The 25,381-nt window shown below is 33.6% G+C and carries 20 protein-coding genes; 7 read left to right on the top strand and 13 right to left on the bottom strand.

From position 1 onward, the window contains the following. Positions 1-33 precede the first annotated feature (33 nt). The 5 genes from ND812_RS18015 (at position 34) to ND812_RS17995 (ending at position 6,793) form a co-directional block, all read left to right on the top strand. Positions 34-1,119: a hypothetical protein gene (locus tag ND812_RS18015; RefSeq protein ID WP_135640231.1), complete on the top strand. Its 1,086-nt coding sequence runs from the start codon at positions 34-36 to the stop codon at positions 1,117-1,119. Positions 1,120-1,306: 187 nt separating this feature from the next. Beyond that, positions 1,307-2,278, top strand: a complete 972-nt coding sequence (locus tag ND812_RS18010) for a hypothetical protein (RefSeq protein WP_265376708.1) — start codon at positions 1,307-1,309, stop codon at positions 2,276-2,278. Between the two features lie 225 nt (positions 2,279-2,503). Then, positions 2,504-4,057 carry a restriction endonuclease gene (locus ND812_RS18005; RefSeq protein ID WP_135640233.1) on the top strand — a complete coding sequence of 518 codons (1,554 nt, stop codon included), beginning with the start codon at positions 2,504-2,506 and terminating at the stop codon, positions 4,055-4,057. 193 nt (positions 4,058-4,250) lie between these two features. Beyond that, a complete protein-coding gene (locus ND812_RS18000) occupies positions 4,251-5,309 on the top strand; it encodes a hypothetical protein (protein WP_135640234.1) in 1,059 nt (352 codons plus the stop codon). 884 nt (positions 5,310-6,193) lie between these two features. Then, positions 6,194-6,793, top strand: a complete 600-nt coding sequence (locus ND812_RS17995; protein ID WP_135640235.1) for an Ig domain-containing protein — start codon at positions 6,194-6,196, stop codon at positions 6,791-6,793. A 1,245-nt stretch (positions 6,794-8,038) separates the two neighbouring features. Here ND812_RS17995 and ND812_RS17990 read toward each other — a convergent pair. Next, on the bottom strand, positions 8,039-8,164 hold the full coding sequence (locus ND812_RS17990) for a hypothetical protein (RefSeq protein WP_265376707.1): 126 nt from the start codon (positions 8,162-8,164) through the stop codon (positions 8,039-8,041). A gap of 274 nt (positions 8,165-8,438) precedes the next feature. Here ND812_RS17990 and ND812_RS17985 point away from each other — a divergent pair, with 274 nt between their 5' ends. Next, a complete protein-coding gene (locus tag ND812_RS17985) occupies positions 8,439-8,825 on the top strand; it encodes a hypothetical protein (protein ID WP_135640236.1) in 387 nt (128 codons plus the stop codon). Positions 8,826-9,524: 699 nt separating this feature from the next. Beyond that, a complete protein-coding gene (locus ND812_RS17980; RefSeq protein ID WP_265376706.1) occupies positions 9,525-10,295 on the top strand; it encodes a hypothetical protein in 771 nt (256 codons plus the stop codon). A 279-nt stretch (positions 10,296-10,574) separates the two neighbouring features. Here the strand turns inward: ND812_RS17980 and ND812_RS17975 are convergent, their stop codons facing one another. The 12 genes from ND812_RS17975 to ND812_RS17920 form a co-directional block, all read right to left on the bottom strand. Next, complete coding sequence (locus tag ND812_RS17975) at positions 10,575-11,828, bottom strand: type II toxin-antitoxin system HipA family toxin (RefSeq protein ID WP_135640238.1); 1,254 nt, start codon at positions 11,826-11,828, stop codon at positions 10,575-10,577. Then, positions 11,818-12,150 carry a helix-turn-helix domain-containing protein gene (locus ND812_RS17970; RefSeq protein ID WP_135640239.1) on the bottom strand — a complete coding sequence of 111 codons (333 nt, stop codon included), beginning with the start codon at positions 12,148-12,150 and terminating at the stop codon, positions 11,818-11,820. Before ND812_RS17970 ends, ND812_RS17975 begins: the two co-directional genes overlap by 11 nt. A 149-nt stretch (positions 12,151-12,299) precedes the next feature. Beyond that, positions 12,300-12,830: a helix-turn-helix domain-containing protein gene (locus ND812_RS17965; protein WP_135640240.1), complete on the bottom strand. Its 531-nt coding sequence runs from the start codon at positions 12,828-12,830 to the stop codon at positions 12,300-12,302. A 506-nt stretch (positions 12,831-13,336) separates the two neighbouring features. After that, on the bottom strand, positions 13,337-13,786 hold the full coding sequence (locus ND812_RS17960) for a hypothetical protein (protein WP_265376705.1): 450 nt from the start codon (positions 13,784-13,786) through the stop codon (positions 13,337-13,339). A gap of 345 nt (positions 13,787-14,131) precedes the next feature. Continuing rightward, positions 14,132-14,911, bottom strand: coding sequence for a matrixin family metalloprotease (locus ND812_RS17955; protein ID WP_135640241.1), 780 nt, complete (start codon positions 14,909-14,911; stop codon positions 14,132-14,134). After that, on the bottom strand, positions 14,908-16,818 hold the full coding sequence (locus tag ND812_RS17950) for a hypothetical protein (RefSeq protein WP_265376704.1): 1,911 nt from the start codon (positions 16,816-16,818) through the stop codon (positions 14,908-14,910). Before ND812_RS17950 ends, ND812_RS17955 begins: the two co-directional genes overlap by 4 nt. A gap of 1,540 nt (positions 16,819-18,358) precedes the next feature. After that, positions 18,359-19,294 carry an SH3 domain-containing protein gene (locus tag ND812_RS17945; RefSeq protein WP_265376703.1) on the bottom strand — a complete coding sequence of 312 codons (936 nt, stop codon included), beginning with the start codon at positions 19,292-19,294 and terminating at the stop codon, positions 18,359-18,361. After that, positions 19,284-19,520: a hypothetical protein gene (locus ND812_RS17940; protein ID WP_135640244.1), complete on the bottom strand. Its 237-nt coding sequence runs from the start codon at positions 19,518-19,520 to the stop codon at positions 19,284-19,286. The genes ND812_RS17945 and ND812_RS17940 overlap by 11 nt, the downstream gene beginning before the upstream one ends. Positions 19,521-19,634: 114 nt before the next feature. Further along, entirely contained in the window at positions 19,635-20,417 is a 783-nt protein-coding gene (locus ND812_RS17935; RefSeq protein ID WP_265376702.1) for a hypothetical protein, read from the bottom strand. A 156-nt stretch (positions 20,418-20,573) separates the two neighbouring features. Further along, the gene (locus tag ND812_RS17930; RefSeq protein ID WP_265376701.1) at positions 20,574-20,972 is read right to left on the bottom strand and encodes a hypothetical protein; all 399 of its coding nucleotides are present in this window, start codon (positions 20,970-20,972) and stop codon (positions 20,574-20,576) included. A gap of 788 nt (positions 20,973-21,760) precedes the next feature. Beyond that, positions 21,761-22,510 (bottom strand): hypothetical protein, encoded by a 750-nt coding sequence (locus ND812_RS17925; RefSeq protein WP_265376700.1) that lies wholly within the window; start codon positions 22,508-22,510, stop codon positions 21,761-21,763. A 2-nt stretch (positions 22,511-22,512) separates the two neighbouring features. Next, the coding region (locus ND812_RS17920) for a hypothetical protein (protein ID WP_265376699.1) at positions 22,513-25,381 on the bottom strand (2,869 nt) is incomplete at its 5' end.

The raw sequence follows: 25,381 nt of genomic DNA, 5'->3' as shown, positions 1-25,381 counted from the left end.
AGCCTAGTTCGTTATACGTCATAATCTAAATCTATGAATAATAATACATCATTATGGGATAACTGGGCTCTAGAGGATTTAGCATACCTATTTGATCAAGGGATTGATTACGAAGATTCAAATAAGCTCATAATCGATAGGAAAAAAAATTCATACTATTTTGAGAGTATAAATTCAGCCGTTTTACAACTAGAATGCCTATTCGCTTTAATTAACGAATTAATCTTAAGAGAAAATATTTTTTATGATCAAAAATTCTCAAAAGGTTGGCAAATAGACAAAAACTTAAAAGAATTAGATAAGCATATCCTAATTCCAATCGACATCCCAACCTTCAATCAAGAAGTCTATAGAGCGAGAGAGAGAGCAATTGATATATTATGCGTAACCGATAAAATGAAAGTTCATCAAAAGGAGAACGAAAATGAATATAAAATCTCTAAAAAATCTCCACATTCTTATTTTGGTCAAGTTGTATGGGGAGCAGCCGGGAATCTTGGTCGCAGCGCACTCTTAGGCTCGGCTTATATACCTCATCCAATAAGAGCTTCTTTGCTAAATCAAGCTCATTTTTTCAATAGACCCATAGATATAAATTCAAAAATAACAGATTGGATAAAAGAAGAACGGATTAAAATTTTTACAAATTTAACTCCTGCAGGTAAACAAGATACTTTGGAAATTATTTTACCCCCGTTAGTCAGTGAAGTAATAGAACAGTGTAACAATTTGAAAGATTTAATTCCAACTACACTAAATTTAAGGGAAAAATATTCAAAAGTGAGAGAATGGATTTCAGAATATCAAGAATCGATAATCTCAGAAAATCCTAAGAAAATTTTAAATTTTCAGAAAACATTAAATCTAGTAAGCAAAGACATAAATGATCGTAAAAATAATGGAGATTTAGGGAGCACAAGTATTGGCATCTCCTTTTTTAGTATTGATTTGCCAACCAAATCATTACCATCACCTGGAAAGTATTTTGGAATTAGATCTGCTTTTAGTAAACTAATTTTAAACAAAAGGGGAAATTCTGCCTTATCAAAATTAATGAAATGGTTCGATTGTAGCGATCAAAAAATTGAAGATATACTGAAGAATCACTTTAAAGAATAAAAGATTACGACGTATAACCGCATTTTGCCGCTATGCTTCGGCACAAGGCCTCGCTCGGCCTACGGCAAATTGCCCTTCTGTCACTCGTTTGCATCCGCAAGCTACATGCCAGTCCCTAACGTCCCGCAGGGTCGGGGAACTTCGGCAAGTCTAGTTCGTTAGCCGAAATTAATTAAAAAATTTAATTATGATAAATAAAAAAACAGCTCAAATTACAAATTCGCTTACAATTCTATTTTTCATTTTAATTTCTTGCAAAGGAAATTTAGCAGAACAGGAGGAATTATCAAATTCATTGTATGTCACTGCTCCAAAATTGAATATCAGACAATATGCGGCAGGATATTCTGATTCAGTAGGCTTTGCAATAAAAGGCGAATTTTTAACGCGAATCCTGAAAACAAAATTTCCCGATATAGAAGATGGTATTCATGGTAACTGGATTTATATTGTTACGCAAACCGGCTTACGTGGATTCATTTTCGATAACCGTAACTCTACGCAAATAATAAATGACACTAAAAATGAGAAAATTTTAACAAACCAATATGAATTCAAGGAAAATGAGTATATACATTATTACCAATTTTCTTCAAAAATATTCACAGCTAGAGACTTTGAAAAATTATCTTTTTTAAATCCATACCATGAGAAATTTTGCGATACCATACATGTTGAATATGTTAATGCAGATACATCCAAATTAAAATTTCTACTTGATTCAGCGGAATCGTACGAAGCTTATCATCAAACTTGGACAAATTTTGATTGGAGCAAAATCCCTATAAATTTAATAGAAATTTCAGAATATTGCAAAAACTATTTCGAGTTTTACGATTATCTCTACAAAAGTTTACTTAATTACTACAAAACAAATGATCTTGCATATTTAAAAAATGAATATAAACTATTCAATCCTGAAATTCATGCAAAAAGTGTATTGGAGGAAATAGAAAATGAAACCGATCGAGCTAGAAAAATTTATATTGCAAATTTTAAGTGGCAAAACGCAATCAATGCTCAATATAGATACTCAGATTGGAACTTTCTATTTAAAAAGAGAGAAAGTTTAAAAAAATATTGGAATGTCTTCCTTAAAAATCAGTCTATCACAGCAATGAAAGTACGTTACATTAATGAAGATGTATTTAAAGATTGATCAATCATTATAATAATTAACTTCGGCTAACAGCGACTTACCGCTACGCTTGGGGACAAGCCCTCCGCTCGGCCTCCGGCAAATTCCCCTTCTGGCATTCGCCTTGCTTACGCAAGCTCCGTGCCAGACCCTAACGTCCCGTTCGGGACTCAGGGTCAGGGAACTTCAGTAAGCCTAGTTGCGTTATACGATATGATTTAATAAATTTATAAAAAGGAAAATAAAATGGCAAACTACGAAGAAAGAATACAAGATACATATACTGGTGAAATAGCGATTATTAAATCCAACGATTGGTATATCTTTAACCAGAAAAAAGAAAACAAACTGGCCTCATGGGAAAAAAGAGGTCATAGACTTCATAAACAACAAACCAAAGAAGAAGGTTTAGAAGAAGCTAATCGATTAACTAATGAAGCACTAGAAAATATAAAAAACATGAAAAATATCCTAAAATATACATTAGGTATTGATGACAAAATTAATTGGGAATCATTAAAAGATTATAAAAAATTTAAACAATTCAAATTCGACCTTCAACCTCCTGACTTAAACTCATATCTTTTACAAGCTCCAAGATGGTCAATCTTTGAATATATTTTTAAATCGATCACCATCAAAAGAAAAGCAATACTAGAAGAAAAGAGAAAAGAACATGAATTAGCAATGGAAAGATTTAACAAAAACAAAGAACGAAAAATAGCAGAATACGAATTGGAAAAAAAGCAATTTGAAAAATTACAAGAAAAACATAATAAAGAAGTAGAAGATCTAAAAAGCCGATTCGAAAAAAATGAACCAGAGGCAATTGAAGAATATCTCGATTTAGTTTTTTCAAAATCAAAATATCCTGATTTTATCACATTGAGCTATGATTTGCTATTTGATGAAAGTAGAAAAACAATTATAGTAAATGTCGAATTACCAGACCCTGATTCTCTGCCAAAAGAAGTTGATTATAAATATATTGCTAGCAGAGATGAATTCACAACAAAGGTACTCAAGAAAAAAGAATTTAGCGAATTGTATGAAGAAGTAATATCACAAATTGCTATTAGAACTGTTCATGAAATTTTTGAATCCGTCTATACCAATTCCATTGATTTTGTCGTATTAAATGGCTATGTCAACTCAATCGATAAAAAAACTGGCAATGATACAATAGCGTGCATCGTTTCAATACAAGCAGAACGTGAGTATTTTAATTCATTAAATCTAACTAAAATTTCTGCTAAAGAATGTATAAAAGGATTAAAAGGCTTAATAGCAAGTGAATTTATAAACCTCGCTCCTGTTAAGCCAATATTGAATTTGAATAGAGAAGATAGACGAATTATAGAATCTGAAGCTGTTATAGATGATATTGACTCTAACAATAATTTAGCATCTATGGATTGGCAAAAATTCGAAACATTAGTAAGGGACATCTTTGCTAAAGAATTTGCAGGAGAAGGAGTCGATGTAAAAGTAACTCAAGCATCAAGAGATGCTGGTGTTGATGCCATTATATTCGACCCAGACCCAATTAAAGGTGGAAAATTTGTAATCCAAGCTAAACGATACAATAACATAGTTGGTGTAAGTGCTGTAAGAGATTTATTTGGTACTGTTATGAATGAAGGAGCAGTAAAAGGTATCCTAGTCACTACTTCAAATTTCGGGAAAGATTCAATCGAATTTGCAAAAGATAAACCACTTACTCTTATTAGTGGAGCACACCTAGTTCATTTATTTAATAAGCACGGATATAACGTTAATATAAAAATAAAACAGAAATAAATCACGTCGTATAACAGATACTTGCTGCTACGCTTCGGCACAAGGCCTCGCTCGGGCTGCGCCAAATTGTCCTCCTGTCACTCGCCTTGCTTACGCAAGCTACGTGCCAGTCCCTAACGTCCCGTCGGGACTCAGGGTTGGACAACTTCGGTAAGTCTAGTTCGTTAGGCGTAAGACATGAAATTATAACAAAATGAAGAACACATTTGAATCTAGAAATTACATTATAGCCATTCTTACAATAGCTTCTTTAGTTTTTTTATTATTTAATGATAGCCAATTAGGTCAGGTTTTATCTAGCTTAATTGGATCATTCTTTCTGTATCTTATTAATATAATCTATCAACATCATATCCAATCTGAATATAAAAAAAAGAAATCAAATTTATTTAACAAATTCAACAAAAAGAAATTAATCAACTTATACAAACTTCATCCACATAGCACAATTGAGAAAATTAAAAATCTCTATCGTAAAGCCGAGGAATACGAAATCAATGAACAATACAATCAAGCACTACACTTTCTTGAGCAAGCTTTAAAACATAACTCTGACCCGAAATTTATAAAATCCCAATTACCATTACTATACACAGAAGGTAAAATAAAGGAAGTAATCGAACTCTCCATACAAAGAAAGTTTAGCTCAAAAGAAGAACGCATTGAAAATCTAGGATTCCTTGCAATCTGCTATAAAAAAATTAAGTGTTATGAGAAATCAAAAGAATGTCTTACCAAAATTAGCGAATATTATACGGATGATCAAAATGAAAAAATTATTTGTTTAATCGATTTACTCGAATGCCATTTAAGCTTAGAAGAAAAAGAAGAAGAATATAAATTACTAGAGAAAATCAATGAATTGATCGTTAGAAAAAAATATTATTCAGGAATATTTTACCTGTTAAATACTTACATTTCTTACTATTTGGTAAAAGAAGATCCGATCTACCTACTTAAACATTTGAGTATATCTGCATCTCTTTTAAATGGTCTAAACAAAATAGATTTAGACTTATCAGGTAGCGCAGCAATTATCTCAATATATCAATTTCTAGAACAAAGTGCCAATGCTTTAGCAAAACATCGAAACCAATCCTATTCAATTGTAGATGAAGACATAAATATTGATGAGATATTGAAATATGTTAATAAAAACCCAGAAAAACATGAAAATAATTTGTTATTAAAATCAATCATCGAATCATTTAAAATACAGGCGGAGAGATATTTAGATTCAATGGAAATCTAATGTCCAGCGCATAACAGCGACTTACCGCTATGCTTCGGCACAAGGCCTCGCTCGGCCTGCGGCAAATTCCCCTTCTGGCATTCGCCTTGCGTTCGCAAGCTACATACCAGTCCCTAACGTCCCGCTGGGACTCAGGGTCGGGGAACTTCGTTAAGTCTAGTTCGTTATACGCAATTAGAAAATTGTATGCCTCAGGACATGGGTAACACTTTCAGGTTTCTAATCCCTTTAGATCACCTTTAATGGAGGGCTTTGGGGATGCCTTGGAAGGAGAATAATACCGTGGATTTGAAAATAGAATACACACAAGATTAAACTTTACTAAACTCTTTAATTAGAATAACTTCTGTAAAAATATTGATTGCAAAAGGAAATAAATGGCTGTAATTGAAGGAAAAGTTTGTATTCTCTATTGCTGACTACTTCATTGAACTTAGTCACTAAAATCGCATTTAAGAACATTTTTGAAGCAAACAATATCGAAAATCTATGAAAGTATTAATAACCCTTGAAATTCATATGAATATTTCCCCGTTTCCAGGAATACACCTAACATATTTCTGTCGAGTGGATTGCCAAGAATCGTAGACTACGAGATACAAGAAAAATAAAAAATATATCAATTCAAATCTTGGTATCTTCGTGGATACTCAGGCATAAATACCAAACCTATTTTAATCTGCGGATTTTAAAGTTTGGTGGAATACTTTCTAAAAAGAAAAAGTCAAAATTTTTACCGTATAAGAAAAATTCTCAAATTACATTTATTTTAACAAAACTTTTGAGGCAAGGTAAAGCACTTCTATTCAATTTTTTCATTTTAATACTTAACAAATGTAATATTTTAATTGACTAAATTTTGAATATATTTACACGTTAACCTAATGAAAGTTATAAAATCCGTATTTTTAATTATTTTTTTTCTGACAAATTTTATCTCCTGTGAGGAAGAAAAGAAAGAGGATACAACTACGACAACACTTTTGTTACTTGGTACTCTTCCAAGATCTGCTTCTAAACCAGCAAGTGTTTCTTTTGATTTAAATTCTAAATATACTGGAATGAGCACAGGAAGCTCGATAAACAAATCACCAACTATATCTGCTCCGATTCTTGCTAATTCTAATACTACAATTAAGTCATTTTCAATCTCACCCGCATTACCGAATGGTTTAACTTTAAATTCATCTACTGGACTTTTGTCAGGTACTTTAGCTTCTTATCCTGCTTCAAAGGCATATCAATTTAAAGTAACAGTCGAATTCACACCAAATAGTGGATTCTTTCTTCGCGAAACTACGACTACATCGAGTGATATACTCCTGTATTTTGATACTTCTGCTGGGATTGATAATGTGAAATGTAAATTCGTTGGGACACCTGGAGGTTGCCCTAACTCATTTATTGGATACACATGTGATGCATCTGCATCATGTTCAAGCTCTTCAACTTGTTCAAATTTATCAGAATGCTATGCGTTCTAAAGTTTTATTTAAATTTCAAATGAAAAATTCGCTTAGCCTGTTTTCTTTTATTTGGCTTTGATATCTGCATATTATTGATAGGCAAGAATATTCTCTTAGAAGCATACGCCGAGTAAGGCCTAAATATTAATTCCCAGAGAGATGTCTCTAAAAACAATTGTTATGCATTGTTTTTTTTGGGAGTTGTTAATTTCTTCTACTGAAGCATCGCAATTGAAATATTAATTGTTTTGTTTACTTGAATTTAGAAAAAATATTCTAATATTTTTATAATTAAATTTATATTAACTTAAAAATCACTAAAATTATTATTTTTCTGTAGTTAATTCCTTTAGAGTGGTAATTAATGTAGTTACTACTAAGAGCATACGAAATGTATATTTTGAAATCGATCAAATGATTTTGATTCAACAAACATTCATAGAAAATGAAAATATATATTATATAAAAATTTTTATAAAAAATTGAATAAATTACTACATAAGACTAAACTATCCCTGTATTAAAGTGACTAGTTATGACATTATGATCGGATTTATAAAGAAATAAAGGTGCTTTGTTTTTTGTGGAGTATTCTTGATCAATTATGTATTCATCAAATTCCAAATGGAATAGGGTTGAGTAGTAGATCACATAGTATATATGAAATTGTAGAATATGTGGAAACTAGATCAAACAGTTTTATATCCCACTGTTTTCGATTTAATAAAATGTGTTTTGCAAAAATTCTTACCAAATAAAGCAAACATTATCCTTTTTGACATGAAGAATTGAATAAAATCAAAAAGTTTTAAGTTCTAGATTTACGAAAGATTTATCTAATTTTTGAAATTAATTAAATAAAGATGGGTCTTACGATATTATATTCAAAATGGTAGGTTTCCGAGGACTTTATTTTGGAAATCAATTTTTTAAGAATTTCTAGAATTAAAAATAGGTATAGTAAAAGAAGATGTAAAGTAAGAAGATTAAAATAAATCGGTAAAATTCGTATTATAGTTTCAAAATTAATTTCACTCGTTTTTTATTTAATATCCTACCTCTCTATCCAACATCAAAATCCCTTTCTGTAACTCATGGGGCGGAGCTATACTCTCAAGAGTTTTTCCACTTCCGATCCTCACTCCCCTACCCACCGCAACGACCGTCTACTACGCGTGAATGTCGCAGTCGATTCTTGGTTCAAAGTTAATCGAGTTCGATCCGAATTTTTTTCTTCGTACTATTTTCCTAAAAAAAATTTTTTTAAGCTAAAAGGTAAACGGATTCCTCTGTAATTGTAATCCATATCTCCAATGAACCCAAATCGGAACAGATAGGCCAAACTCCAAGCCATTCATCTCCGATACGAATACGAGCAGAATCAATCATACACTGATATAAATTTCTATAAATATCAATAATCCGATGAATCAGCATCTTACGTCCTAAAATGATAAAATTTTATTAAAATCTACCTTCCCCACATCAATTTTTGATGAAAAATTGCCCATTTTCACCCAAAAAGAACGAATTCTAAAGAAAACTTAAAAAAAAATCCACTTTTCCCAAATTTTTTTCAATAAATATCGATAAATTGCAAAAGGAGTTCTCCGATATCCGAAAACTTTGTAAAATTTAGGTAATAAATCGAAGGAGACTAAATTTGGAAAACCAAATACTTAGCAAACAACAATACAATATATCCTCGGAGCAATATCAATTTGCATTGATGATTTTCACGCAAGAATTGCTGAAGAGAAGAGATATTATCGAGAACCGCTACCCCGGCCTTGCTGCCGAAAAACAAACCGCTTTGGTCTATATCAAAGAAGGTCGCAGTTACCGAAGGGCAGCAAAAGCATTGGGAATGAATCATACGATCATTACACAATGGTCTAAAAATGATCCGAAATTCAAAAAGGCTCTTGAAGAGGTTAAGTTGGAGAGGCAAAAATTCATTCGTTTGCAAGCGATTCTACCTCAAGCAGAAAACGAAGAGAAGACCTCCACTTCAGAAAATGTTGAAGAAATTAAGGATCCTATCACTTAGAGAGATCTTCTCTTTCAGATTCCCTGATACCTTTTCAGGAGATCTATTGTAGTTGCAGCAATTGCAGCACAAAATATGCGTTAGTGTAAGTGGGGGTTTCTCCGAGTATATACTCGGAAGAACCCCGGAAATAAAAAAATCCATCTGACAAAATCCAATACTAAATGCATCAAATGCAGCAGTATGGAATCAAATTACATAAGTTTATTATAATAATATCAATTACCACATTTTTAAGACCCCGTTTTATGAAGTTAATAATTTGAGATTCTAAAATAATTTTTCGTACAGCAAAAATGAAAAAAATTCCAAAAATATGCGATATCGGTTCTCCGATATTCGATTTTTTTATAGAATTTAGTCAAGGTGATCACTTGGCGACCTAAAAGCCCTCCTTTTGAAAACCCCAGAAAGTGCGATGACTTATAATCCTCCAGGAGCTTTTGTCGGACTTTCGAAATTTTTAAAGCGGGAGGGCCGTATATGGTCGAGCTATGTCTACAGGAATTAGCGGAAGAAAGGTTTAAGAGGAACAGGATAGTCAATATCTGTGAAGGAAGATGGGGTAAACTTCAAAGAGAGTACGGAAAAGAATCGATGAACATAAGACATGTTAAACGAGTTACGAGCAGAGTCACTTGGAATTGTCTTAAGAATTACAATAAGAAAAACCATGAGGTATATAGTAAGATAGGATACATGGGATATGCATTCACATTAACGAGAGGTGATAAAGTAGCGGATATGAAGGAATTAAAAGTGGCTCTTGATAGAACCTTATATTATATGAATTCAAAAATCTACAGATATAAAATGAAAGGATTAGAAATACCAATCATGACCTTTGAAGGCAATGGAATCGATGGGCAATACAATCCTCACCTCCATGGTTATGTTTTAATCCCGAAAGGAGAAGTGAGAAACTTTAAAAGGATACTAAGAGAAGAATTAGCAAAATCATTGTTCAATCGGCCTAAAAAAAATGGTCCTAAAAGGAAGCCAAATAAGCTATGGATGGAGAAAATAAAAGGAGATGGTGTCGCATACTTTGGATACTGCGGACGAGAAGAATCAACTGAACATGGGCAAGAACTGGATAAACTAGATTGGGATTTGTCTTCCTTTGGATTTGTATCCGAACCAAACCACAAAATGAGCAAACGCCTCATGAAGAGGATTTATCGCAGATTCCCTGAAACAGAACTCAATTCTGAATTATTCCATCGCGTCATTTGCATGTTGCACTGGATCCATAAACGAAAGTCTATGCCTTATTATTTAAGAACGTTTATTCCTCCTTTTGAAACATTCAGTTTCCCAAAGGAACAAAAGAAAAAAAAGAAAAGTTCTAACCCGTACCAAACGAAAGAACCGATTCTCAGTAACATTCCTGTTTCAGACACGAATTCCCATGATCAAATCGTTTGGAACCAATGCAGCACCCCTAGAAATTCAATACCTGTGAACTGAATCCCTTTGCTGTATTTGGTGTAAAAATTCGACAATTTCGACAAATTCGACAGTTAACGAGTCGTTTTTGTCGAATTTTAGAGATGGATTTTACTTCCTAATCGATATTAGGTGCTGAAAATGCTGTACGATTCTAAATCAATATTCTAATTTCTAAATTTGAAATTATTTGAAGTAAATATAGATAAGAGATTCATTTAGTTAGTATAACCAATATAAATATTTATAGGAATGGCAACTTAAGATTTAAGTTTAAAGATTCTCAAAGTTATAGGAAGGCTAAAATTTCACTCCTTCCAGTGAAAACGGATTTAGAAATTGCCGTTTCCAAAGTAGGTTTCGATCGACTTGGCTTAGCTCTGCTTCCTCACAAACCGTTTTCCATTTTTTTTCGATCGTGCGTATTTGGTGTTTTATAATCTCAGTCGCTTTTAGTTTCGAAAGAAGGAACTGATTTCTCGCTTGTAAACATAATTGAATTTGGCTCCTTCTATCTTCTCCAATGATGAGCATGGCCTGTGTTGCTTCGTTACCCGATCTTGCTTGCGGGCAAATATCGTAGGCTGGTGTCAAACTGAGTGTATTGCCATTCCAAAAGGCAGCATGGTTTCTTGCATGGTCGTCAGTATTCCCGGAAAGAACATTGAAAACCAATCTTTTGAAAAGTTCTTCTAATGTTTCCTTGGGAGAAACAAATCGGTGCCGGATGATTTCACATAGTGTTTCATAACTGGCATAACGCGCTAACATCTCATCAAGTCCAATAAGCGTGAGAGCAGATACAATTCGTTTCCTCGTCCATCCATCTTTCTTTCGGATACGATCAAATCGTTTGATGAGAAGAACATCCTTTTTAGCTGCTTTTGTAAGTTTAACATCGGCGACATCAATTCCAACTAGCTTAGCCAGGCGCATAGCAATGTACTCAGCTTTCACAACATGATAATAGTCAGCAGTCGAGGCAAACTTAGCAACATACTTAGTTTCTTTTTCTTCTACCAATGCTTTGGGTCTCGCACCACCGATGGATGTTCCATGGAGGAGTGCAAAGTCTAACTCCTGATTCAATGGAATTCCTTTTTCTACCTTTTCTGATGAAGCTAACAGTTCTTCTAAGGAAATATTTGTAGGTTTTCTTGGCACGTATTGTGTCGGTGATTCTTGAAAGTCAAGTGCACCGATGCGATCGGATCCTGATTCTAAAAGATATAACAATTCACTTAGATCACCCGTGTCTTTTGCTTTTGAACCAGATACTTTGTTTAGGATCACTCGCCTTCCCCATGCATCTGGAGATGCATCTCGAATGGCATTTGGCATCTTAAGATTGTTTAATAAGGGAAGTCTACCCTCTATGAGTGGTAATTCGGGTTCAAAGATTGAATATAGATTCGCATTGTCTTTTGCTTTCTCTAAATAACTTCTACCATAATTGAAATAGTAGTAACCATTTTCTTCTTCGATCCTTCCACAAACAATGGGATCCACTTTCCCATCCAACCAAATCCAAACATAAGCCTCTTTAGAAGTCATCTTTCACCTTCTTAGTTTTGGTTCGAATGCGTTTTGGCATCAGTGTCAATTTGCCTGACGCAGTTTGAATGGATTGTGATAAGGAAGGACTCTCAGTGGCAAAGAGTGGTATCCCAAGGATGACGGCCGCTTCCAATGTCAATCCAATTGCCACTGTCATATCTCCTGATTCAATTTTTTGTAAAGTAGTCCGAGAGATTCCAATTCGTTCGGCAAGTGTTTGTTCCGACCAGGCCTTTTCTTTTCGTGCCAGTTGGATTTCCTTTCCGAGAAGTGCACCGGCTTCTTTTGCCAAACGAGAATAGGTTCTTGTGATTTTCATGATACATTCAATTCCGATTTATTGACTATTATACTACTCATTAAATATGATTACGACCATTTTATTAGTCAAATCTGATACATTTCCATATTTTTGAAATTCTACAAATAAACTTTCAGCCGAAACTAGATGGAAATGTATAACTACACTCACCCATCCTCCACAACCATGGCCGTAATCGAATTCACAATCCTTGCCAAGTGCTTCGAAGTTGGGACCTCTCCTTCAAATAATACACGTTCTATGGCCTTTCTCGTAGCTTCTGGAAATTTGTTTAACATACCATTGTACAGATCTTTTGTACTAGTCATTGAATTCTTCTGTCGAGGAGATGTTGTTTCATCCAAGGCTGGAGAGGAAAAAACCATTACGCTGGCTTGTGAATGGACAGTCGTCTCTTCTGTTAGCTTCGTATTTTCATCCAAAGCAGACCCCAAGGATAAGAAGCGTCTTCGGCCATCAAAACCTGTTTGAACTACAAAACCGCGTTTTTTCAGTCTGGAAATCATACGCGAAACTGTATCTGGTTTCAAACCCAGAAGATTCGCAAAATGTTCGTTTGATGCAAAACACTTTCCACTCGAAGTAAAACTTTCAATTTCAGAAAGAATTACCTTCTCAGCAATGGAAAGGTCCCTCCTACTCTCTATCCGAGCAGGGATCCAAATTCCTTGTCTCATATTGTCCCTTCGGTTTGCCTAGACACGCCTTCGGCCAAACCATTTAATATTCTTTTTGTGGCGGGGGATCAAGTTAGGTGAAGTGATCCGAGGTCTTTGCCTACCTCATCCGACAAATGCCTATTACCGGACAGTAAAACCTAAATCCAAACGTCAGATTTTGTCAACTACAATGAGACATAATTTATGAGATTTCTGGGGAGGGAAAAAAGTCCCCCAGGAGGGCAAACTCGAGGGGGAATCGCGTCTTTTTGGATCTTCACCTAAGACAATTCAAGGAAACAATGGAATGTGAAAAAGTACAAGGATTTTTTCTTGGTTACGAAATATTTTAGGTTATTGATCAATTGTTTCACTGGTATAGTCCAAAAGGTTTGAGCGCAATTAGGAAAAGTAAGGCCTTTGAGAAGTCTTTGTCTGCATACTTCCAGAATGATTGGTGTTTACATACCTAATTCATAGATAACTAGGTAAGTTATTCGCTTAATTAAGAATTTAATTTTATGCTATTGTTTCAAATAATTGACATTATCCAATCCAAAAGTTGAAGAGTTCAAATTATATGAGTAACAATTCCAAGGTGAGAGTTCATTTAGCCAAACTTTTTGACAAAACAAACTACTTTCAACTTTCCATTGTAATTGTAGATTATACTGATTAATTGTATTGCAATTATCTTTAACCTGATGCATTTTATAAAGCGAAACTATTGTATCATCAAAAATGTAATTTATAGTAGTTTGGTTACAGGCATCTGTATAATTCACGTTTTTCCAATCACCGATAAACTCGGGGCGACCGGATTTTGGAAGACTATTAGGTGTATAGCAGCACCCTCCCCCTAATAAATATAAAGTAATGTATGAATTTTTTTTATCTTCCATTTCATTTGATCGAATCATGTTACAACCAAACAACAAAAAACCATTGATTGTAAGTAATAAAAAAAATTTCATAAAGCTTTATTTAATCAATATTCTCATTTCGCTATTAAACTTTGAAGGCGATAGCATTGCGATGAACTCATAGAAACATTCCAGCGTTCTGAATAAAAATTTATATTGAGTTCCCTATTGCCGTTGGTCAAGTTACAGCGAAAAATGACTCCGCCTATAGGACAAATTTTAGATCGGTAATCACCTCCGGACATTTTAATGCAATAATCTTTCGCATTTGATGTAGGATAATTTTTACTAAAATCGATACAGGTAGCATTTGCATTTACGACGCAAGAATCGTCTGCATTTAGATTAGCGAATGCAATAACTAATATAAGAATTATTTTTTTCATTTGAACACCTTTATAAATGACAATATCCTATAGCAAAACAGGCAACGACTATACACCATGGATCTGCAGGATCAATATTAATGGCTCTGCAAAAATTTGATAATAAATCATTAAGATTAATTCTTTGTCCATATAAACTATGCAATCCAGCTGTATCATCCGCATTGAGAGTTTTTACTTGTCCGTAATAAAGTGAATAATACATTAACGCATTCTTTAAATTAGAGTCACTTTCGTTTGGATTCTCTGAAGAATGTAGTAAGCCTACGCAATGGCCTACTTCATGTTTAAATGCAGTTGGTAGAGATAACTTAGAATAACTTACTTGGTCTATGAAAAAAGGTCGAGGAAAAATCATAATGTCGCAATCGGTAATTTCCAGTGACTGAACTCTCCCCCATGGAACCGCGGCTGCTATAGCATTTGGACTAAAAAACAAGTATTGCAAAATATCTAAATCTAATGTTGCAATAACTGTATTGTGATTATCATTTGCTAACGTACGATTACTTGTTTGGCCAAAATCTGCTACAGTGAGATTTGAGTTTCCTTCATTGTTCCAAGACGCATAAGTTGCCCATAATACATCAGAAACTATTCGATGTGGAGGATTCTCTAAATCATAAAAAAACATTTCAAGATTATGATGAAAACCAACTAAAGGTTGAATTTCAAATCTTTTCCACCGAAAAAAGAAGGTAGTATATGCAAATATACTTGTAGTTAAAAAAATAAGTAAACATATACTAACAATGAGAAAAGTTTTATATTTCGTTAATCCCAATTTCATAATTTAATTTTTCCTAAAGGTCCAAAGGTTACGTATTTAATTCCATTAATTGTTCTTAAGAAAACCAGAGAGCGCTCACCCTCTGAAAAGCTTGCCGTATGGGGACTAAATAGTTTCACATCACCAACCTCACCACCTAGTGATTTAACGCTAATCGAATCTCCTCTGGTCAATCCTCCATCTTCATCTAAAAATATATCGTTAGTTTTTATGGTTACGATAGTTGTTATGAGCTGATGGCCTTCGATCGTCTCGTAATTCGATGAAAGATCGATTACATTTGCATCAACTATGGTATCAGAATTTTGTATAAGAAGTTTCGAATCTTCACCTACATACCTTTCAACTAACGATAATTTATCTATCCCAAAGTACCTTAATTGTTCGATTTCAAATTTAGGAGTCAGAAGATATTCTGTATCAAATACTTTAAGCATCGAAAAATTATTACTTGGCCGTATTCTTAGCTCTGTGAGTTTTCCAGAGCTAATGTTAATCTCGCCTATAGCATCAAAATAATTTTGATTTCCATCTGTTATAAATTTTACTTTATATTCCTGTGAAGAATTGTTTACATAAGCTTCTCCATTTATATAAAATCTTATTTTCGATGCTAAACTAGCAGGTATATTGGTATTTGGGAAATCAATCGATTCGGCTATGTTATTAGAAAAATCTTTGTTAAAAATGATGCTCTTCTGACCATTATGGATTGAGTATTCTTGTCCAGTTGAGTTTATTATGGAAATTCTGTTAATGGGTATAGTTAAAGTATCGTAACTTAGTTCAGAAGGATTCTGCCCTATGTATGTGTCGTACACTTTTGCGTTTTTACCAATAGAAATGTCTTTTCCAATTAAGGTACCTTTAATGCTTGTACTATCATTTACAACGATTGTTCCGTAAGGCGAATAAATGTTGGCAATGAGATTTGATTTATTTCCAATTATTACAGCTGGCTTTGAAAAAATCCATAATCGATAATCTGCATTCTGAGAATATATTAACAGATCTTTAGAATCTCCAGAAGCTGCCGTAATTAAGGTATTTGGAAGCGTAATTAAATCATCTTTTATTGTAATTACACATGTGCCATTGCAGATTAAAGATGACTTATAGTTTAAATAAAGGGATTTTATTTGATAATATCCTTCTCTAAGATTTAACTGAATTCCTGGTGAGACTAAAATACTTTTATAACTACCGGGTTCTAATGTAGTATTCTTTCTTGCATAAATATTTGTTTCTGAAGTGGTGCCAATTAAAAATTTAGGTAATAGTGGTAGATTACCTATTGGAGTGATACGTTCTGAAATTTGCGAATTACTTTTTAATTTATATTCATTTGCATATGCCTTTCCTAATATCTTTGAATTTTTATCCATAGATATAGTATCAGCTTTTGAAATATAATTAATTTCTTGCTGAGCTTCTTTTCCAAAAGTTAGTTCTGCTTTAAATCCTTTACATGATTCTTTTCCAAAAAATCCTTTGCAGTGTGCTAATGTAAATAAATTTGCTTCGATTTTTGCTCGTTGCAATAAAGAAATGGACTTTAAAGCAACTACACCATTTGCTAAAAGTGTTTGATTGGATGTTTCGGGAATTCCAGAATTCCCTGGAATTATTTCAGGTATTAAATCGTTAATGGGAATTTCGGTAATACCTGTTGGATAGTTTGCAGACGCTACAAATTTTCCGTAAAACCCATTATTTCCTAAATTCGAATTCATAGCTAAATCAATGATTTGAGTTTCGTTATATTCTGAATTTTCAGTGTTAATTGTCCCATTTCCCGGAAGTATACTTGCCCATTTCCAAATTTCTTTACTATCATCGGGTTTGTTACAGCCTGTAATAAATAAACTAACAAGAAACAGCGCGAATAATTGATTTAGATATTTCATAGAGTCTTCTTATGAATTAGTTGAATTGTACTTATAGCATAATGACGATTATGCTATCAACAGTAAAAGTTTACCTGATAATTTAAAAATTCGTATTTATGAATATTATGTAAATATATTTTGCCTGGTTCAGGGAATTCCCTAAGTCGATATGCGGTTGCTATTGTATTTATAAATTGGATCATTTGTTAATCAGCTAGATTATCCAAGACGCTCAATGAACGCGCTTAACTTTTTCTTTTCAAGTTACTCACAAAATAGATCAGCAATATAGTAAGCGCATAAAGCACGACTCATAATCCAAAACATCTTAATCTAGGATAAACATTTTCTCCACCTTTAGTTTACTTACAGTCACCTCATTCGATCAATCTCAATCTAACCAACCTATAATCGTTTTATTTTAATGTTAGGCGCATTTTAAGTAATGAGGTGACCAAAATAATGGAACGCCTTTATCGATATTATTAGACTAGTCTGCAAAAGTATTAGTACTTTATACGATTTGAATCCACACTTTTTTTGACAAAGGACGTATATAGAAAGTGTATATAATCTGAAGGTATTGCCGAAGATGGATTAGCGAGAATAATGACTCTGGAAGAGTCTGATGTGAGGCGGAGATAACAAAGATTTAGTCACAATTCCTGTTGTTAGATGTGATAGTATAAAATTCACCTTATTGTTTCGTAAAGAAGCATTGGTCAGTTATCCTCTAGTTAGAAAAATGATTTTTATCACAAAGTCATTTCCTAGGAGTGAAAATACATGATCACCACCTATACTAACGTATTCAATAAAGTGGCGAGAAGAATGTTAATTTTGTTATAGTCATTAAATGAATTGGGTAATCTTAGTTAAGCAATTAAGATCATAGGTTGATCCAGACAAGAATTCTATGAGATTAGAAGGAACTAATAATTTTAGTTACCGAAACTAACTTCGATATTTAAAACCGATTCTTTGAAGAACTCGAAATAGTGATATTGGATTACAGTCTCAGAACTCAACTCAAAATTCTAATCGTGTAGCTCTACAACTGAACCTAGAAAGGTATAGTGTAAGTTAACACGGAGTTCGAGGTGTCTGGATGAGGACTAAAGCTCTTACGAACCGTCAAAGACTATATCAACATTTAAAAATTATCCTATAGAATTAAATGTGAATCGATTAAAGTTACTAGTAAAATTCAATTTTGAAGATCATTATAGATTCACTCAGGGCAATTTTACTGTGGAATTAGTCGCTTTGGTTACCTTTATAGTAGGATCTTTAAAGAGATTGGAAGAGTCTATCTACAAACTCTTTCGAATCGCTGGTCGACAAACTTTTATGAAACAGTTGATGATATAGAAAAAACTAACCGGTTCTATATTAAATTGTACAACAATGATAGAACTCTACAAGCCAGAAATAACTACGGGAGAACACATTATTAAGTTTTCCTCGATAGAATCCGAGAGTGAGGGAAGTAAGGCGATCAAAAATTTAAAATAAGTTAGAAGGTCTTGTAAGGCGAATACTGTATCTGTAATCTTTCTTAGATAATGAACACTTGGAATTTAAGCCCTTTTTTATTTTTAACCGTATATTTTTTCCATTTGGCAGCTTTTTCACGAATCAATACAAAATCTGGCTCGAATGGTGCTCGAAGGAAACCTCCGTAAATAAATCCCTCACCGCCATCTTCAATACGAACTTTGACCCAGTTGGCAGCATCTTGTCCTTGAAAATATTCATGTTTAAAAGTATCTTCTATTATTTTAATTTTTGTATCCTTAACTAAAGATTTCAAAACTTCCGATTTTGACGTAGGTTCCTTTCGTAAATTAACCTGATTCTTTACAGTAAAATAATCACCCGGTTCTAAGTACGGGAAATATCTTAAACATCCGTAATTACAATTTGATTGATAACTTCTGACACGGACAACTGAGTTCTCATCATTGAGTTCAATCGATTGGTCACAATATTGTTTTGCAACAATTTCGTAAAAAGTTTTTTTTGTAGTCTTATCCAAACAACTGATAGTAAGATGTCCATGATCGTCGTACTCGTAAGTTAACCCTACTCGAACTATTATGCCTCCAAAGTCATACCGCTTCAATCCATCAATATACAAAGCTGTCGATGTCACAAGAGAAAGTTTTTCGTTTTGGAAATAAAATGCTCGGTAAACATTAGATGCAAGATTGGAAATTGCATTACTTCGAATAAAAATACCATAGTTAATTGTCTCATTTGGGAACGAAACTTTGTTTATAATGATACTTATTCTTTCCGTTTTTATTTCAGCATTATCAAAATTAGAAATAAAAAATCTATCTTTCAATTCATCTGGCAAACTGTAGTTAAATTTTTTCAATTCCTTTGACCAATACGAAAAGTATTCTGATTTATGAACTTCATCTGCAGCGATCTCAAAATTCAGAATTAAAAAGACAAGAGAAACGAATATCTTTTTTTTAGTGCCCATCTGGCGACCCTACTTCGGAAACATGCAAGTGGTGTCTATGATTCCACATCTGCTTGATTAAATCTTGATTCACTACTTGATCTAGCCCCGCAGCTTCAGCAATAGTCGTATAAATTTCATTTTCAATTTCAGGCGTTATTTTTTTATTGCCTGGCTCTAAATTTCCGATGCTCCACAATTCGGGTCTAACTGCAGAGAATTTATTATCATAAACTTTGCCATTCATTCTTACTTCCCAAGGTGTGGCATAAAATGTTGTTCCTGCTGAATTTTTAATTTTATCTAAAAATGTTTTAAGCTCAGGAGGTGGTTCGGAACTTATGGAGTTAGGTGATCCATTTTAATATCTAATACTTATAGGATCAGTTTTCCCTGGAACTGTAATTGAACCGATATCAAGAGCAAATCCTTGACTATGACTCCCTGCTTTAATAATTGAATTTACCGTTACTTCTATTGCTCCTGCGGATTTGGCAGCATTGGTGACATCCATCCATGTTGACCCGTTTGACATTTGAATTGAATTATAATTCATATCAGAATCAGCATTCATGGTATAAATTACAATTCCATTTACAGAAGTTCTAAACTGATTTATAGTTCCATGTGAACCTCTCACTTCTTCGAAATTATTCACTGCTTCCAATTTTGCATGATTCGGATTCGTTTTTGGATCAAACGCAGATCCGAGAGAGGCTTTTAGTTCTTTAAATGCGTCTTGTCGTCCTTTGAAATCGTTTGCGTCAATTTTTTCGCCCTTTGCATTCCTTTCGATTAGTCCTGTCTCTGGTTTTATGAGGTAACCGTTGCTTGACTGGTTGATACTCTCTACTTGCCTATGGAAGGCAGCTTCCTGGACACCACGTTCTAAACTTACCGCATCAACTATTTTGCCTTTACCTGGCAATAGATAAGGGTTTCCAGAAGAATCTTGGTATACCTTGAATGTTTCGGTGTAGGTTTCCGGAACTCTTCCTTTTTCCACTAGTCCCACACTTATGCTGCTAAGAGTTTCTAGTTTGATATTTCCTGTTACGGGATCTCTCTCTTTTACAAGTAAGCTCATTCGTTGTTCGGTCGTTGCATCTGCCTTTGCTTTCGCTAATTCTGCATTTTTTACCAAATTTTCCAACAATTGTTTTTTCGGTTCGAATAAATCTGAAGTTCTTGGTTCTTGAATATACAATAATGTCAGATTATTTTTAGCTTCCGCTAATGTCTTATCTGCTTTAATTTGTGCATCTGTTCGTAATTGTTTTGCAAAATCAGGGTCGGTCGCCTATTTTTTGGCAATTTCGCCACTCATTGCTTTGTTTAACTCTGTTTGGTAGGAATTCAACTTACTTGTGAGCGATTGTATCTCTCCCGTATTTTTCGGAACTTTCATCGATTCTTTGGTAATTTGGTCTCGCGCCGTGTCAATTTTTGTCTGAGCATCTTTGATTGTTTCACTTCGTAAAGGATCTCTCGCCAAATCACTTATTGCACGATTCATCTTCTCATTCAAAACAGAAATCGTTTTTTCCTTTCCGATGACTGGCTTTTGACCATCTTTCATAACAGATACTTCTTTTTTGATGACAACAGCATCTTTTACTAAGGTAAGTGTTGTACTCGAAGGCAAGTTAATGGATTTTGAAATTTCCCCAAGTAATTGGTCTCCGTTTAATTTCTTCAATTTTTTTGAATATTCCGCAACCTTAACATTCGATTGACTAATTGCGCTATCTTCTCCTTATTGGCAAAGCCATTGTTTGTGTGGAGCAATAAGTCTACTATTTATTTAATCAATTCCTTTCGCAGAAGAGAGCTTAATTTTTCCTAGTGCTAAGTTAAGTTCTCTTTTTAATCTTTTCCTTTTAAAAGCTTCATTAGTTCACCTTTGATTCTATCAATCTAAAACTAATAACTATGATACTTCCCAATAATAAGATATTTCTTTTTGTCATATTGCATTCACCAATTTCAGCAGGATGGAAATTCCAACATTTTACTCAACGGACCAATCAATTGGAAATCAAATAGGTACCAAATGAAAATTCTAAGGTAGTGAATAACATCTCTCGCTGTAAATTTGGCCGTTATTAGCGTCAAATGCTTGTTCCGCTTCAATACCCAAATCAACCAACTTTTTAGCAAATGCAATATGAGAATTTACAAAGAGGTTGGATCAGAGAAAATCAAATTCAATTTTCATATAGAAACCATGAAGTGAAAATTTCTTTTTGAATTTAGCGGAAATTACGAATTCTAACATCCAAAGAGATCCGCCAAAATCTACTGAAGTTCAATTTTCCAAAAACTTCCTTTGTCTTTAAGAATTCTCAATTCACATTGGAAGTTTTTTCATAATGAACTTTCGTTTGAAATCCAAATCCTATTTCTTAGCGAATGATATTATTAAACCTGAGGATTGAAAATCAATGTCTCGAAAACGATGCAGTCTAAGTAGATGAAAATATTCCTTTAAAGGGAATCGTATTCAAAGACATCGACATGGACTTTACGACCATTTTTTTTGAAATATAAGTCTTCCAGTTTTTTCATATCATTGGCGGAACGCCCCTTAATTTTTTTGAAACCGAAGTGTTCCACGCCTTGCAAATCGGCTAAGCAACCAAAAGCTTTATCCGAAAGGGAAAGATGAAATAAATACACTCTCTTGATACTGATTCCCGAGTGAATAAAATCACAAAGTCCTGCCTCAGTGAATTTTTCATTTGGTCCATACAAAGTAAAATTTTCTGATATTTGAATCCCATTTAAACAATTAAGCCCATCATCGTCTAAAGAAGTATTTAAAAAGGTTATGCCTCCATGAAAAAATCTATCTGCATTAATTGAACAGAGTAATTTTGCATTAAACTTTACCTCATCAAGTCTTATCGATTTTAAATTTGCTAAGCTGCAATTTTCTAAATCTTTAATAAACGTATCCGGAATGAGAATGCCTTGGATTCTCATTCTATTTAAATTAGGCAAACTACAAATTAATTTCATATCATGGCTATTAATTTTAGTAGTCGGAGAAATACTCACATATGTCTCCATTCCATTACGCTTGTTAAAATCAATATCGTAACCTCTTGTTTTCAAATCGAAAAGAATACCCTCACTATTTGAAAAGTTATTATCAACTGTTTTTGATTGCGTCTTACAACTACAAATTGAAACAAAAACAAGATACAATAAGCATGTAACAATTTTATTTCTCATAATTACCGTTTTGGCGAAGTTACTGGGAATGCTATACTTTCAGGAAGATTTTTCTCATAGGATCCACCAGAATATAAAATTGAGTTCGTAATATTCGCAGGATCAACGATTTTCCCATTAATATCACTATGCCCCGTATCCTTCACAATCCAATCGCTTCCCGGACCATCTCTATGAATGGAAATCGTATGCCCGCTACTAATCCGAATCATCACAGAATTGGAAGTCGTAGTTTGCATGGCTTCAGCGATTTTTGTATAGGCTTGGTCTCTGGTGATATTGGGATTTGTATCTTTAAATGTATCCCTATGCCATTCTTTACCACTTTGCTCTCCATAAGAATTCATAATTGTGTGGTTACCTGTAACATACATCACACTTCCAGGTTTGATATCGATACTATCCTTATGTTTTATAATAAAATCAACAAAATTATCAGGCACGGCAGACCCAAACTCTTTGCGGCAAGTTGCCCAAAGAGATGCTGCTTGGCACCATTTAGAAACTATTTCTGAACTTGGAACATTTGCATCTATATTCAAGTCAGTTCTAATTTTCTCCGCCATTTCCAATGCAAGATGATTCGGATTCTGATCTTGAAAAAAGGCGGACCCAGGACCTGAATTCACTGCAATTGACCGAGCTGATTCTCCATTTCCAATTCTGAATTCTCCTGTTTCTGGGTTTTGAAGAATAGGAAGTTCTACTCTTCTGGTTGTCTCTGGAACTGTATCAACGATGGTATTTTCTTTAAAAATCCTTCTCACATCACTTACAGTCGATTCAAAATCCTGACGATTACCCAATTTATATTGAATTTCGAGAATCGGACCTGTTAATTTTATAAGATTCGCTTCTGCATCATCTAAAGCTTTTTTAAATCTATCTAAGGTTTGCTGATTTGGTTTAGTCTCATTGATATTCAGATTTGATGAATAAATCATTGCCTCATAGTTTGTGCGAGCTTGGTTGTAAGCGGTGACTGCTTTTGATAAACTTGGATCTAATTGTGGTAGAAGGTCTGGATTTTTTGCTAAATCAATCGCAACCTGTGCTGAAATTTTCTTGTCTATCAACTTTTGATTTGATACTAATAAAGGTTTTTCAGCCTTTTCAAGTTTGATCAATTCTTTATTTGCATTTTCAATCTTTTGTCTTAATAGGCTATATTCTTTTTTTAAAGCAGGATCAGTCGAAATTGATTGAATAGGGTGCATTAACTCAAAAATTCTTATTTCGCCCGTCGCTGATTTCAATATGCTTTCTTGTTCCCCACGCTTTGTTTTGATTTTCTGATATTGCTCTCTAATATTAGGATCAAAAGAGTTTTCTAAATTGTTCTCAAATTTCAAAATGTTATTACTAATTGAATCTTGTAACGTATCTCTCAATATTCCTATCGTTTTTTTACTCTCATTTGTTTCAGAGTATTTATAATGTTGAGGCCTATCTACGACATCAACATAAACCTTTTCTCCATTCGCGACTGGAATAAAAGCAGACGCATAAGGAACCATTACATTCCCATCTTGTCCTAATCGTATGCTTTCTTGATAAAGTAAACGTTTATCCGCAGTAGAAAGTTTCTCAAAATTTTTAGAAAATTCTAAAGCTGAACCTCCTTGTAACAGCATGTCTCTAAGTGGGGCCATATGAAGTTCAGCCAATTGTGCAGATAAGTCCGCTCCTCGACGATTCATTATTTCTTTTGCTTTTGCATGTTCCACTTTTAGTTGATCTATATATTGCTTATCCGAATTTTTAGCAGCTGCAATCATTCTTTCAAAGTTTGCATTTACTAGCCGTTTATCCTCTTCGAATTTCTTTTGTTCGGCCTTCAATTGTGCCTTAGTATGTCCTTCAAGAGAGGTTCTTGCAAATGTATCTTCAATATTTAAATTACGAATTGAATTTTCATGGTCAGCTTTTAAAACCTCTAAATCCAAAATCTTAATTTGAAGATCTATTTCTTTATTTCTAGCAATTACAATTTTGTCTTTTTGGTTAAGTTCTTTCATTTCGGCTTGTAATGCCAAAACTGTTGCTTTCAATTCTTTAATCTTATCAATTTTGCTGACATTACTGTCTGAATTTTTCAGATCGTTAATTTTATCTTGCACTTTCGGAATTTCGCTTAAAGCACTCAATTTTGCTTTTTCTACTTCTGCTTTTATTTTGATTTTTTCTTTCTCTAATAACTTTATCCGTTCTTTAATACGTTTATCATTTGGATCAATATCTTTGGCATTCTTTATCTGATCATTTATCTCTGAGTTTAAATTTTTGGAGATAGTTTCGATTATTGCGATTTTATCCTTGAAGCTATATCCAGTAAAAAATGCGTCTTTAAAATTAGGATATTTGCCTGAGATCGTTATTGGTTTTTCTAAATCGTCGATTTTTAACTGTTTAATTGATTTCTCAGTGTCTGCTTCGATTTTTCGTATTTTCTGTTCAATTTTCTCCTTTTCGCGCCCGTTTTTTGCATTTTCTAAACTTTGCCTAAGTTCACTAATTTTAGCTTTTGCTTTTTCTTGAGCGTCAGTAATTTTTTGATTGAGTTCTAATTCTTTAGTACTACTATCATTCTCTTTCCTGCCTAATCCAAGATAACCTAACATCATCAAAGCGAGAGACCCGGCAGTTGCAGCACCTGCTCCTGCATTTTCTGCTTCAAGTTTCCTCTCTAGCGCATCTACTCGGTCAGCTATTTCTTTATCACTCAGTTTTTTTAGACTTTCTGGTGTTTCAGTACCGCTTACAACTAATCGTTCCTTTGCCCTCTCATTATCTGCGATATTACCAATTTCTGCATCTTTTATCTTATCTGGATCGATTCCTCTTGCTTTTAAATAAGCTTTATCTTGATTA

It is taken from the genome of Leptospira limi (assembly GCF_026151395.1).
GTDB lineage: Bacteria > Spirochaetota > Leptospiria > Leptospirales > Leptospiraceae > Leptospira_A > Leptospira_A limi.
The sequence above is the reverse complement of the archived record's forward strand: the minus strand, read 5'-3'. Positions and strand labels throughout refer to the sequence as shown.